This window comes from Escherichia sp. E14S1 (genome assembly GCF_004211995.1).
Lineage (GTDB): Bacteria > Pseudomonadota > Gammaproteobacteria > Enterobacterales > Enterobacteriaceae > Escherichia.
This window is the reverse complement of record NZ_RHJQ01000022.1, coordinates 13,721-26,579: the sequence shown is the minus strand read 5'-3', so window position 1 is coordinate 26,579 and position 12,859 is coordinate 13,721. Positions and strand designations below refer to the sequence as shown.

The 12,859-nt window shown below is 51.8% G+C and carries 11 protein-coding genes; 3 read left to right on the top strand and 8 right to left on the bottom strand.

Annotated elements, in window-relative coordinates; genetic code table 11:
- Positions 1–14: 14 nt before the first annotated feature.
- The 8 genes from sucD to sdhC form a co-directional block, all read right to left on the bottom strand.
- Positions 15–884 (bottom strand): succinate--CoA ligase subunit alpha, encoded by an 870-nt coding sequence (sucD, locus tag D9734_RS19660; protein WP_000025458.1) that lies wholly within the window; start codon positions 882–884, stop codon positions 15–17.
- Positions 884–2,050 (bottom strand): ADP-forming succinate--CoA ligase subunit beta, encoded by a 1,167-nt coding sequence (gene sucC, locus D9734_RS19655; RefSeq protein ID WP_130209872.1) that lies wholly within the window; start codon positions 2,048–2,050, stop codon positions 884–886. Before sucC ends, sucD begins: the two co-directional genes overlap by 1 nt.
- Positions 2,051–2,269: 219 nt before the next feature.
- Entirely contained in the window at positions 2,270–3,487 is a 1,218-nt protein-coding gene (odhB, locus tag D9734_RS19650; RefSeq protein ID WP_000099822.1) for a 2-oxoglutarate dehydrogenase complex dihydrolipoyllysine-residue succinyltransferase, read from the bottom strand.
- Positions 3,488–3,501: 14 nt separating this feature from the next.
- Positions 3,502–6,303: a 2-oxoglutarate dehydrogenase E1 component gene (gene sucA, locus D9734_RS19645; protein WP_001181473.1), complete on the bottom strand. Its 2,802-nt coding sequence runs from the start codon at positions 6,301–6,303 to the stop codon at positions 3,502–3,504.
- A gap of 311 nt (positions 6,304–6,614) precedes the next feature.
- Positions 6,615–7,331 (bottom strand): succinate dehydrogenase iron-sulfur subunit SdhB, encoded by a 717-nt coding sequence (gene sdhB, locus D9734_RS19640; protein ID WP_130209870.1) that lies wholly within the window; start codon positions 7,329–7,331, stop codon positions 6,615–6,617.
- A 15-nt stretch (positions 7,332–7,346) separates the two neighbouring features.
- Entirely contained in the window at positions 7,347–9,113 is a 1,767-nt protein-coding gene (gene sdhA, locus D9734_RS19635) for a succinate dehydrogenase flavoprotein subunit (protein WP_130209868.1), read from the bottom strand.
- Positions 9,113–9,460, bottom strand: coding sequence for a succinate dehydrogenase membrane anchor subunit (sdhD, locus tag D9734_RS19630; RefSeq protein WP_130209866.1), 348 nt, complete (start codon positions 9,458–9,460; stop codon positions 9,113–9,115). The genes sdhA and sdhD overlap by 1 nt, the downstream gene beginning before the upstream one ends.
- Entirely contained in the window at positions 9,454–9,858 is a 405-nt protein-coding gene (gene sdhC / locus D9734_RS19625) for a succinate dehydrogenase cytochrome b556 subunit (RefSeq protein ID WP_165383175.1), read from the bottom strand. Before sdhC ends, sdhD begins: the two co-directional genes overlap by 7 nt.
- Before the next feature lie 380 nt (positions 9,859–10,238).
- Between sdhC and D9734_RS19620 the strand changes: the two genes are divergently transcribed.
- From D9734_RS19620 to D9734_RS19610, 3 genes are all read left to right on the top strand, one after another.
- Positions 10,239–10,346 carry a hypothetical protein gene (locus D9734_RS19620; protein WP_130209864.1) on the top strand — a complete coding sequence of 36 codons (108 nt, stop codon included), beginning with the start codon at positions 10,239–10,241 and terminating at the stop codon, positions 10,344–10,346.
- A 204-nt stretch (positions 10,347–10,550) separates the two neighbouring features.
- Positions 10,551–11,834, top strand: coding sequence for a citrate synthase (gltA, locus tag D9734_RS19615; RefSeq protein WP_064528891.1), 1,284 nt, complete (start codon positions 10,551–10,553; stop codon positions 11,832–11,834).
- Between the two features lie 388 nt (positions 11,835–12,222).
- On the top strand, positions 12,223–12,789 hold the full coding sequence (locus D9734_RS19610; RefSeq protein ID WP_130209862.1) for a fimbrial protein: 567 nt from the start codon (positions 12,223–12,225) through the stop codon (positions 12,787–12,789).
- Positions 12,790–12,859 lie beyond the last annotated feature (70 nt).

Sequence of the window (12,859 nt, the reverse complement as noted above, 5' to 3'; positions counted from 1 at the left end):
CTTATTACAGGTATTTATTTCAGAACAGTTTTCAGTGCTTCACCGATATCCGCCAGGCTGCGAACGGTTTTCACGCCTGCGGCTTCCAGAGCGGCGAATTTCTCATCCGCAGTCCCTTTACCACCAGCGATGATGGCGCCTGCGTGACCCATACGTTTGCCTTTCGGCGCAGTCACACCAGCAATGTAACCCACAACGGGCTTGGTGACGTGCTCTTTGATGTACGCAGCCGCTTCTTCTTCAGCGCTACCGCCAATCTCACCGATCATCACGATCGCTTCGGTCTGCGGATCTTTTTCGAACATTTCGAGGATGTCGATAAAGTTAGAGCCAGGGATCGGGTCGCCGCCGATACCGACACAGGTCGACTGACCGAAACCGTAATCCGTGGTCTGTTTAACCGCTTCATAGGTCAGCGTACCGGAACGGGAAACGATACCCACTTTACCTGGTTTGTGAATGTGGCCCGGCTGGATACCGATTTTGCATTCACCCGGAGTGATTACGCCCGGGCAGTTCGGGCCGATCATGCGTACGCCTGCTTCATCCAGCTTCACTTTCACGGTCAGCATATCCAGCGTCGGGATGCCTTCAGTGATGGTGATAATCAGTTTGATGCCTGCATCAATAGCTTCCAGAATGGAGTCTTTGCAGAACGGAGCCGGTACGTAGATAACAGAAGCGGTAGCGCCAGTAGCAGCAACAGCTTCACGCACGGTGTTGAACACAGGCAGGCCAAGGTGGGTTGTGCCGCCTTTACCTGGAGTTACGCCGCCAACCATTTTGGTACCGTATGCAATGGCTTGTTCAGAGTGGAAAGTCCCCTGGCTACCAGTAAAGCCCTGGCAGATAACCTTGGTGTTTTTATCAATTAAAATGGACATTATTTCCCCTCCACTGCGGCAACAACCTGCTGAGCTGCATCCGTCAGACCTTTTGCTGCAATAATATTCAGGCCGCTGTCAGCCAGTTTCTTCGCGCCGAGTTCGGCGTTGTTACCTTCCAGACGTACCACGACCGGTACGTTAACACCCACTTCCGCTACCGCGCCGATGATACCGTCAGCGATCAGGTCGCAACGAACGATACCGCCGAAGATGTTAACCAGAACGGCTTTCACTTTGTCGTCAGAGAGGATGATTTTGAATGCTTCGGTTACACGTTCTTTGGTTGCGCCGCCGCCAACGTCCAGGAAGTTAGCTGGTTCGCCGCCGTGCAGTTTAACGATGTCCATGGTGCCCATCGCCAGACCTGCGCCGTTAACCATACAACCGATGTTGCCGTCCAGCGCAACGTAGTTCAGTTCCCACTGTGCAGCTTGTGCTTCACGCGGATCTTCCTGCGACTGGTCACACATTTCGCGCAGATCAGGTTGGCGGAACAGTGCGTTACCGTCAGCGCCCAGTTTGCCGTCGAGGCAAATCAGATCGCCCTGTTTAGTGATGACCAGCGGGTTGATTTCGATCAGCGCCAGATCGCGCTCCAGGAAAATGGTCGCCAGACCCATGAAGATTTTGGTGAACTGCTGAACCAGTTTACCTTCCAGACCCAGTTTGAACGCCAGCTCGCGTCCCTGATACGGCATCGGGCCAGTCAGCGGATCAAGCGCAACTTTGTGGATCAGGTGCGGAGTTTCTTCCGCCACTTTTTCGATTTCCACGCCGCCTTCGGTAGAGGCCATAAAGACCACGCGACGGGAACTACGGTCTACAACAGCACCAAGATACAGCTCTTTAGCGATATCGGTCGCCGCTTCAACCAGAATCTGGTTAACCGGTTGGCCATTGGCATCTGTTTGATACGTTACCAGACGCTTGCCCAGCCAGTTTTCTGCAAAAGCACGGATGTCTTCTTTGCTGTTTACAACTTTCACACCGCCCGCTTTACCGCGGCCACCAGCGTGAACCTGACATTTCACTACCCACGGACCGGCACCGATTTTTGAAGCGGCTTCTTCTGCTTCGCGCGGAGTAGTACAGGCATAACCCACCGGTGCTGGTAAGCCATAGCGGGCAAACAGTTGTTTTGCCTGATATTCATGTAAGTTCATGTGTTCTGTCCATCCTTCAGTAATCGTTATCTTTTAAACCGTAGACCGAATATTTCGTATCGCTTCCGGGCATTGTCGGATGCGGCGCTTGCGCCTTATCCGACCTACATTGGTGGTCCCGTAGGCCTGATAAGACGCGTCAGCGTCGCATCAGGCTTCAATTGCCGGAGAAGGCGATAATGTCTTATCCGGTCTACAGTGCAGGTGAAACTTAAACTACTACACGTCCAGCAGCAGACGCGTCGGATCTTCCAGCAACTCTTTGATCGTTACCAGGAAGCCCACGGATTCGCGACCATCGATCAGACGGTGATCGTAGGACAGCGCTAGGTACATCATCGGCAGGATCTCAACCTGACCATTCACCGCCATCGGACGATCTTTGATAGCGTGCATACCCAGAATTGCGCTCTGCGGCGGGTTGATGATCGGCGTAGACATCAGGGAACCGAACACACCACCGTTGGTGATGGTGAAGTTACCACCAGTCAGATCTTCAACCGTCAGCTTGCCGTCACGGCCTTTAATGGCCAGTTCTTTGATTTTCTTCTCGATGTCTGCCATGCCGAGGGTATCGACATCACGCAGTACCGGCGTCACCAGGCCGCGCGGCGTAGAAACCGCCATGCTGACGTCGAAATAGTTGTGGTAAACCACATCATCGCCGTCGATAGACGCGTTCACTTCCGGATAACGTTTTAGGGCTTCAACCACCGCTTTCACGTAGAAGGACATAAAGCCCAGACGGATGCCGTGGCGTTTTTCAAACGCTTCACCGTACTGCTTACGCAGATCCATAATCGGCTTCATGTTGACTTCGTTGAACGTGGTCAGCATGGCGGTGGAGTTTTTCGCTTCCAGCAGACGCTCTGCCACACGCTTACGCAGGCGAGTCATCGGCACACGTTTTTCGCTACGTGCAGCCAGGGCCGGTTGCGCCGCCGGAGCAGCCGCTGCCGGAGCAGACTCTTTCGCTGGGGCTTTCGCCAGATGTTTTTCCACATCTTCACGGGTCAGACGACCACCCACACCGGTGCCTTTAATGGCGCTGGCGTCAAGATTGTGTTCAGCCAGCAGGCGACGGATCGCCGGGCTTAACGCATCGTTGTTTTGCTCTTCCAGAGACGCCTGTTGGCGTTGTGCCGGAGTGGACGCTTTCTCTTCAGATTTGGCGCTGGTTTCTTTACCAGCACTGTTGCCTTCACGCAGGCGACCAAGGATCTGACGAGACGTTACGGTTGTACCTTCATCTTCCAGAACCGCATCCAGAATGCCGTCTGCTGATGCCGGTACTTCCAGTACCACTTTGTCAGTTTCGATTTCTACCAGCACTTCATCACGTACGACTGCGTCGCCGGGTTTTTTATGCCAGGTTGCGACGGTGGCATCGGCTACGGATTCAGGCAGGTCAGGGACCAGAATATCTACGCTACTCATTGTGTATCCTTTATTTATTCGACGTTCAGCGCGTCATTAACCAGATCTTGTTGCTGTTTCTGGTGAACGGACATATACCCTACCGCCGGAGAGGCGGAGGCCGGGCGGCCTGCATAACGCAGAGAAGCCCCAAACGGAATCACTTCACGGAAATGATGCTGGCTGCAGTACCATGCGCCCTGGTTGAGCGGCTCTTCCTGGCACCAGACAAAATCCTTGACGTGAGCAAACTGCTGCAACACTTCCTGCATCGCTTTATGCGGGAACGGGTAGAGTTGCTCGATACGCACAATGGCGACATCGTGTTGATTGTTCTTACGACGTTGTTCCAGCAGGTCGTAATAAACCTTACCAGAACACATCACTACGCGCTTCACGCCCTTCGGATCAAGCTCGTCGATTTCACCGATGGCTGGCAGGAAGGTGCCGTTCGCCAGTTCTTCGAGGCTGGAAACCGCCAGCGGATGACGCAGCAGGGATTTCGGCGACATCACGACCAGCGGACGACGCATCCCGCGTAGCGCCTGACGACGCAGCATGTGGTAAACCTGTGCTGGGGTAGACGGTACGCACACCTGCATGTTTTGCTCAGCGCAAAGTTGCAGATAACGTTCCAGACGCGCGGAGGAGTGCTCCGGCCCCTGCCCTTCGTAACCGTGCGGCAGCAACATCACCAGGCCACACATCCGGCCCCATTTCTGTTCGCCAGAGGAGATGAACTGGTCGATAACCACCTGTGCGCCGTTGGCGAAGTCACCGAACTGCGCTTCCCAGATGGTCAGGGTGCGTGGTTCTGCGGTGGCATAACCGTATTCAAACGCCAGCACGGCTTCTTCAGACAGTACGGAGTCCCAGACACGAAATGCGCCCTGGCCGTTATGGATATGTTGCAGCGGCGTGTAAGTGGAACCATTAGACTGATTGTGGATCACCGCGTGGCGGTGGAAGAAGGTACCGCGACCGGAGTCTTCACCCGACAGGCGAACCGGAATGCCTTCGTCAACCAGCGTGGCGTAAGCGAGGTTTTCCGCGCCGCCCCAGTCGAACAGTTTCTCACCGGCTGCCATCGCCTGGCGATCGCCATAAATCTTGGCAACGCGAGACTGCATTTCAACCGCTTCCGGCACCGTGCTGATGCGTTTAGCCAGTTCCTGCAGGCGCTTCATCTCAACTTTGTTCGGGTACTCTTCGTCCCATTCGTGGTTGAGGTACGGCGACCAGGTGAAAGAGTGCATGTTCATCGGACGCCACTCTGCTACCACGCAATCGCCAGCATCCAGCGCATCGCGGTACAGGTTAACCATCTCGGTGGCATCTTCCAGCGTCGCGACTTTTTCCTGCTCCAGCTTGTCAGCGTAGATTTTGCGCGGTGTCGGATGTTTTTTGATTTTCTGATACATCAGCGGCTGGGTTGCGCTCGGCTCGTCGGCTTCGTTGTGGCCGTGACGGCGGTAGCACACCAGGTCGATGAAGACATCACGTTTAAAGGTGTTACGGAAATCGAGCGCCAGACGGGTCACAAAGGCAACGGCTTCCGGATCGTCCGCGTTAACGTGGAAAATCGGTGCCTGAACCATCTTGCCGATATCAGTACAGTACGGCGTAGAACGGGCATCCAGCGGATTAGAGGTGGTGAAACCAACCTGGTTGTTGATAACGATACGTACCGTACCGCCAACTTCATAACCACGCGCTTTCGACATGTTCAGGGTTTCCTGAACCACGCCCTGTCCGGTCACTGCGGCGTCACCGTGGATGGTAATTGGCAGGACTTTGTTGCTGCTCGGCTCATCCAACCTGTCCAGACGGGCACGAACAGAACCGATAACGACCGGGCTTACAATCTCAAGGTGAGACGGGTTAAACGCCAGCGCCAGGTGCACCAGGCCGCCATCGGTCTGGAAGTCAGACGAGAAGCCCATGTGGTATTTCACGTCACCCGTGCCAAGGTGTTCTTTATGTTTACCGGCAAACTCGTCGAACAAGTCTTGCGGTTTTTTACCCAGCACGTTCACCAGCACGTTCAGACGACCACGGTGCGCCATCCCGAGAACCACTTCGCGGGTGCCGCTGTTGCCAGCGTGGCGGATCATCTCTTTAAGCATCGGGATTAACGCGTCACCGCCTTCCAGCGAGAAGCGTTTTGCGCCAGGGAATTTTGCGCCGAGGTAACGTTCAAGACCTTCAGCGGCGGTCAGTTCACTTAAGAAGCGTTTTTTCTCTTCGCTATTGAAAGTCGCGCGACCAGACTCGATACGCTGTTGGATCCAGCGTTTTTCTTCGGTGCTGGTAATGTGCATATACTCGGCGCCAATCGGGCCGCAGTAGGTTTGCTTGAGGGCTTCCAGTAGTTCGCCAAGTTTCATGGTTTCTTTGCCGCTGGCAAATGAACCGACGTTGAAGGTCTCCTGGAAGTCTGCTTCGGTCAGATCGTGGAAAGAAGGATCCAGATCGGCCACTTTATCTTGCTGCCACAGTCCCAGCGGATCGAGATTCGCATGCTGGTGACCACGGAAGCGGTATGCGTTAATGAGCTGCAGGACTTTAACCTGCTTCACATTGGTGTCAGGGTCGGAGATCGTTGAAGAGTAACGTGAAGCGTCTTTCGCCAGGCGGCGGAAATATTCACGCGTTTGAGAGTGGAATTGATCCGGTTTGACTCCCGTACCAGGTAACTGCTGGAACGTCGAACGCCAGTTAGCGTCAACCGAGTCAGGATCGGTTAAGAAGTCTTCATAGAGCTGTTCTATCCAGCTCTGGTTTGCGCCAGAGAGGTAAGAAGAGTCCAACCAGGCTTTCAAAGCGCTGTTCTGCATCGTGATCCCTTAAGCATCTTTTTTATGCTTACTTCGCCGTGGATACTACCACGCACATTTCACATCAGATGTGCGTGCCGGGGTTCACTTGTTGCGGACTTGTCGTGTTTTCTGCGTCCGCTAAGGAACCTTTAAAAACTGTCTTAGTGTCAGGGGCAGTTTTTAAAGATTTCCTGCATTTCTTTGTTACGCCTGATGCGCTGCGCTTATCAGGCCTACGAGTAATGACTTGTAGGCCGGATAAGGCGTTCACGCCGCATCCGGCTCTGGTTGCCTGATGCGACGCTTACGCGTCTTATCAGGCCTACGGTTTATGCATTACGCTGCAATAACATCGACTTGATATGGCCGATGGCGCGCGTCGGGTTCAGCCCTTTCGGACATACACTGACGCAGTTCATGATGCTGTGACAGCGGAATACACTGAATGCATCACTCAAACCGTCGAGGCGCTCGTCAGTCTCGGTATCACGGCTATCGATCAGGAAACGATATGCCGCTAACAAGCCTGCCGGGCCGATAAACTTATCGGGATTCCACCAGAAAGACGGACAAGAGGTTGAACAACATGCGCAGAGAATACATTCATACAGCCCGTCGAGTTTTTCGCGCTGCTCTGGCATCTGTAAATGCTCGCGAGCTGGCGGATTTTGCCCATTATTCAACAGGTAAGGTTTGATTTTCTCATATTGCGCATAGAATTGTCCCATGTCTACCACCAAATCGCGGACAACCGGTAAACCAGGTAACGGGCGAATTACAATTTTCTTACCCGGCTGGTTGAGTGCCGAAATTGGGGTAATACAGGCCAGACCATTCTTACCGTTCATGTTCAGACCGTCGGAACCACATACCCCTTCACGGCAGGAGCGGCGGAACGACAGACTGGGATCTTTCTCTTTCAACTGGATAAGCGCATCCAGCAGCATCATGTCGCGACCTTCATCCGCTTCCAGGATGTAATCCTGCATACGCGGAGCATCATCAACATCCGGGTTATAGCGATAAATTGAAAACTCGAGTCTCATTTTCCTGTCTCCGCATTAGTAAGTACGAATCTTCGGCGGGAATGCCGGGCGCAGTTTCGGTTCCATGTTGACGCTTCGGCGCGTCATGGATTCCGACTCTGGCAGATACAGGGAGTGGCACAGCCAGTTTTCATCATCGCGATCCGGGAAGTCGAAGCGGCTATGCGCGCCACGGCTTTCGGTACGGAAGTTGGCAGAAACAGCCGTTGCATACGCCGTTTCCATCAGGTTATCCAGTTCCAGGCACTCAACGCGCTGGGTGTTGAACTCGCTGGAAGTGTCATCCAGGCGGGCATTTTTCAAACGCTCGCGGATCACTTTCAACTGCTCAAGACCTTTCGCCATCGCATCACCTTCACGGAAGACCGAGAAGTTATGCTGCATACATTCTTGCAGCGCTTTACGAATCGCCACCGGATCTTCACCGTTACGATTGTTGTTCCAGCGGTTCAGGCGATTGAGAGACGCTTCAACATCAGACTCCCTGGCATCGCGCAGTACGCCCTGCTCGGCAATAGACTCTTGCAGATGCAGACCTGCCGCACGACCAAATACCACCAGGTCCAGCAGCGAGTTGCCGCCCAGACGGTTGGCGCCGTGTACGGATACGCAGGCAATTTCACCTACCGCGAACAGCCCAGGGATCACCACATCTTCGCCTTTCTCGTTCACGGTCAGCGCCTGACCGGTCACTTTAGTCGGAATACCGCCCATCATGTAGTGACAGGTTGGGATTACCGGAATCGGCTCTTTCACCGGATCGACGTGAGCGAAGGTACGGGAGAGTTCCAGGATACCCGGCAGACGGGATTCAAGAACTTCTTTACCCAGATGGTCAAGCTTCAGTTTTGCGTGTGGTCCCCACGGACCATCACAGCCGCGACCTTCACGAATTTCGATCATGATGGAACGCGCCACCACGTCACGGCCCGCCAGGTCTTTGGCGTTCGGCGCATAACGCTCCATAAAGCGTTCGCCATGTTTGTTCAGCAGATAACCGCCTTCACCACGGCAACCTTCGGTTACCAGTACGCCCGCACCTGCAATACCTGTCGGGTGGAACTGCCACATTTCCATATCCTGCACCGGTACGCCTGCACGGATAGCCATGCCGACACCGTCGCCAGTGTTAATGTGGGCGTTAGTGGTGGACTGATAAATACGCCCTGCCCCGCCAGTCGCCAGCACGGTAGCGCGAGCTTTAAAGTAAACCACTTCACCAGTTTCGATACACAGTGCGGTACAACCAACCACCGCGCCATCGGCGTTTTTCACCAGATCCAGCGCATACCATTCGGAGAAAATAGTGGTGTGGTTTTTCAGGTTCTGCTGATAAAGCGTGTGCAGCAATGCGTGACCAGTACGGTCGGCAGCCGCCGCAGTACGTGCCGCCTGCTCGCCGCCGAAGTTTTTCGACTGACCGCCAAACGGACGTTGATAGATACGACCATCATCAAGGCGCGAGAACGGTAGGCCCATATGTTCCAGTTCCAGAATCGCTTCCGGCCCAGTTTTACACATATATTCAATCGCGTCCTGGTCACCGATATAGTCCGACCCTTTTACGGTGTCGTACATATGCCATTCCCAGTTATCTTCATGGGTATTACCCAGCGCAACGGTAATGCCGCCCTGCGCAGACACGGTATGGGAACGGGTCGGGAAAACTTTAGAGAGCAGCGCACAGGTCTGGCCGCTCTGGGAAATTTGTAGCGCCGCGCGCATACCTGCGCCTCCGGCACCAATCACAACTGCATCAAATTCTCTGACTGGCAATTTCATCACACACCCCACACCACAACGAATCCATAAATCACGTAAACCACCAGTGCAACGACAATCACCAGTTGCAGAATCAGGCGCAAGGCCAGCGGTTTAACGTAGTCGGTCAACACCTGCCACATGCCGATCCAGGCATGGATCAAAATGGAAAACAGTGCCAGCAGAGTGAAGACTTTAGTGAACGCAGAGGCAAAGAAACCAATCCAGACGTCATATGTCAGTTCGCCACTGATAGCAAAAAAACCGACCATATAAATGATGTAAAGCGTCAGGACGATAGCAGTAGCGCGAACGAGGATGAAATCATGTACGCCATTGCGTCCTAATGCGGAGGCGTTGCTTACCATACGAGGACTCCTGCAAGAATTGAAAGCACGACAGTAATGACAAAGGAGATTTTGGCAGAGCGTTTACCCGCTTCGAATGTTTCTTCCAGATAGCCAAAATCCATCATCATGTGGCGAATACCTACGACGACGTGATATGCCAGAGCGGTAAGGATGCCCCACATGATAAATTTCACGAAGAAGCTGCCCATAATGGCGGAAGCTTGCTCGAAACCTTCAGGGGAAGAGAGGCTGGTACCCAGAAGCCACAGCAGGATGCCCACTGCAACAAACGTAATCACACCGGAAACGCGATGAAGAATGGACGCTATCGCCGTGATGGGGAACCGGATGGTCTGTAGGTCCAGATTAACAGGTCTTTGTTTTTTCACATTTCTTATCATGAATAACGCCCACATGCTGTTCTTATTATTCCCTGGGGACTACGGGTACAGAGGATAACTTTCTGTTACCTGGAGACGTCGGGATTTCCTTCCTCCGGTCTGCTTGCGGGTCAGACAGCGTCCTTTCTATAACTGCGCGTCATGCAAAACACTGCTTCCAGATGCGAAAACGACACGTTACAACGCTGGGTGGCTCGGGATTGCAGGGTGTTCCGGAGACCTGGCGGCAGTATAGGCTGTTCACAAAATCATTACAATTAACCTACATATAGTTTGTCTGGTTTTATCCGGAACAGTGATCTGGGTCACGATAACAACATTTATTTAATTTTTAACCATCACATTTGACAATCATTCAACAAAGTTGTTACAAACATTACCAGGAAAAGCATATAATGCGTAAAAGTTATGGGGTCACTATTTCACCGAAGATTAACTTATGTAACAGTGTAGAAGTATTGACCAATCCATTCGAGACAGTTATTAGTGATAGACAGGTTTAATAATTCGGATTGCTAAGTGCTTGATTCGCCGTTTATTCGTCATCAATGAATTCTTTACCTGCAAGCGCCCAGAGCTCTGTACCCAGGTTTCCTCTCTTCCACAGAGCGGCGAGCCAAATAACAAACGGGTAAAGCCAGGTTGATGTGCGAAGGCAAATTTAAGTTCCGGCAGTCTTATGCAATAAGGCGCTAAGGAGACCTTAAATGGCTGATACAAAAGCAAAACTCACCCTCAATGGGAACACAGCTGTTGAACTGGATGTGCTGAAAGGCACGCTAGGTCAAGATGTTATCGATATCCGTACGCTTGGTTCAAAAGGCGTATTCACCTTTGACCCTGGTTTCACTTCAACAGCATCCTGCGAATCTAAAATTACTTTTATTGATGGTGATGAAGGTATTTTGCTGCATCGTGGCTTCCCGATCGATCAGCTGGCAACCGATTCTAACTACCTGGAAGTTTGCTACATCCTGTTGAATGGTGAAAAACCAACCCAGGAACAGTATGACGAATTCAAAACTACAGTGACTCGTCATACCATGATCCACGAACAGATCACCCGTCTCTTCCACGCTTTCCGTCGCGACTCGCATCCGATGGCGGTAATGTGCGGTATTACTGGTGCGCTGGCGGCGTTTTATCATGACTCTCTGGACGTCAATAACCCGCGCCATCGTGAAATCGCCGCGTTCCGCCTGTTGTCGAAAATGCCGACCATGGCAGCAATGTGCTACAAATATTCCATCGGGCAGCCGTTTGTTTACCCGCGTAATGACCTCTCCTACGCTGGAAACTTCCTGCACATGATGTTCTCCACGCCGTGCGAACCGTATGAAGTCAATCCGATTCTGGAACGTGCTATGGACCGCATTCTGATCCTGCACGCTGACCACGAACAGAACGCCTCTACTTCTACCGTACGTACCGCAGGTTCTTCGGGCGCAAACCCGTTTGCCTGTATCGCGGCAGGTATTGCTTCTCTGTGGGGACCAGCACACGGCGGCGCCAACGAAGCTGCACTGAAAATGCTGGAAGAAATCAGCTCGGTTAAACACATTCCGGAATTTGTTCGTCGTGCGAAAGACAAAAATGACTCTTTCCGTCTGATGGGCTTCGGTCACCGTGTGTACAAAAACTACGACCCGCGCGCGACTGTAATGCGTGAAACCTGCCATGAAGTGCTGAAAGAGCTGGGTACCAAAGATGACCTGCTGGAAGTGGCCATGGAGCTGGAAAACATCGCGCTGAACGACCCGTACTTTATCGAGAAGAAACTGTACCCGAACGTCGATTTCTACTCTGGTATCATCCTGAAAGCGATGGGCATTCCGTCTTCCATGTTCACCGTCATCTTCGCCATGGCCCGTACCGTTGGCTGGATCGCTCACTGGAGCGAAATGCATAGTGACGGCATGAAGATTGCCCGTCCGCGTCAGCTTTACACTGGTTACGAAAAACGCGACTTTAAAAGCGACATCAAGCGTTAACCATTGATTGCATGACAGTAAATCCTTCTAACCCGTCTTTTCTATGGCGGGTTATTTTTATTTGCCTAAACACAAAAAATTGTAAAGATAAAATCCATTATCGGACCAACATAGATATTGTAAAAAAATAACACTGCTCATTTTGTGATCAGCCTGATGATTTTTTATTACACCCTCCAGATAGCAACATTTTTAACCTCATGAAAATGAGGGGAATCTCTAATAAACCTGCATCCTTTTCATTAAGCAATTAATTCACCGCATCAATTAATTGGCCTTATGTTTAATACAGTTAACAATGTTTTTAAGTAAAACTAAAAACATTTGATATTCAAGTAAGTTATTCTGGTACCGCTATACTTTTTCTATTTCCTTAAAGGACTCCGTTATGTTTAAAGGACAAAAAACACTGGCGGCGCTGGCCGTATCTCTGTTAATTTCAGCCCCTGTTTATGCTGCAAATGAAGGCTCTGGTGAAATTCACTTTAAAGGTGAAGTTATTGAAGCGCCTTGTGAAATTAAGCAAGAAGACATTGATAAACAAGTAAATCTTGGTGAGGTGACCAAGACCCGCATCAACCAGGATCATCACAGTGCATTAACGCCTGTCGATATTCATTTAGTTAACTGTGACCTGCCAAATTCCGATAACGGTTCTGGTTCCGTAGTATCAAAAGTCTCGGTAACCTTTGACAGTTCGGCGAAAACCACGGGAGCCTCACCAATGCTCAGTAACACCAGTGCTGGTGAAGCCACTGGTGTTGGCGTGCGCTTAATGAACAAAGACCAGTCCAACATCACTCTGGGTTCAGAAAGTCCAGATATTGGGCTGGAACCAACAGCCACAGAACAAACACTAAACTTCTTCGCCTGGATGGAGCAGATTGATAACGGCACTCCCGTGACGGCGGGTGAAGTCACTGCCAACGCGACCTATGTGCTGGATTATAAATAATCACCGCGTCGTCATTGATTAATCTATACATATGACAGCGACGTATTACGGCGGCAAGTTAGCCGCCTTT

Coding starts and splice junctions, on each gene's coding strand:
- gltA (WP_064528891.1), top strand. CDS start 10,551: ATGGCTGATACAAAAGCAAAACTCACCCTCAATGGGAACACAGCTGTT.
- sdhC (WP_165383175.1), bottom strand. CDS start 9,858: ATGTGGGCGTTATTCATGATAAGAAATGTGAAAAAACAAAGACCTGTT.
- D9734_RS19610 (WP_130209862.1), top strand. CDS start 12,223: ATGTTTAAAGGACAAAAAACACTGGCGGCGCTGGCCGTATCTCTGTTA.
- odhB (WP_000099822.1), bottom strand. CDS start 3,487: ATGAGTAGCGTAGATATTCTGGTCCCTGACCTGCCTGAATCCGTAGCC.
- sdhB (WP_130209870.1), bottom strand. CDS start 7,331: ATGAGACTCGAGTTTTCAATTTATCGCTATAACCCGGATGTTGATGAT.
- sucA (WP_001181473.1), bottom strand. CDS start 6,303: ATGCAGAACAGCGCTTTGAAAGCCTGGTTGGACTCTTCTTACCTCTCT.
- sucD (WP_000025458.1), bottom strand. CDS start 884: ATGTCCATTTTAATTGATAAAAACACCAAGGTTATCTGCCAGGGCTTT.
- sdhA (WP_130209868.1), bottom strand. CDS start 9,113: ATGAAATTGCCAGTCAGAGAATTTGATGCAGTTGTGATTGGTGCCGGA.
- sdhD (WP_130209866.1), bottom strand. CDS start 9,460: ATGGTAAGCAACGCCTCCGCATTAGGACGCAATGGCGTACATGATTTC.
- sucC (WP_130209872.1), bottom strand. CDS start 2,050: ATGAACTTACATGAATATCAGGCAAAACAACTGTTTGCCCGCTATGGC.
- D9734_RS19620 (WP_130209864.1), top strand. CDS start 10,239: ATGCGTAAAAGTTATGGGGTCACTATTTCACCGAAGATTAACTTATGT.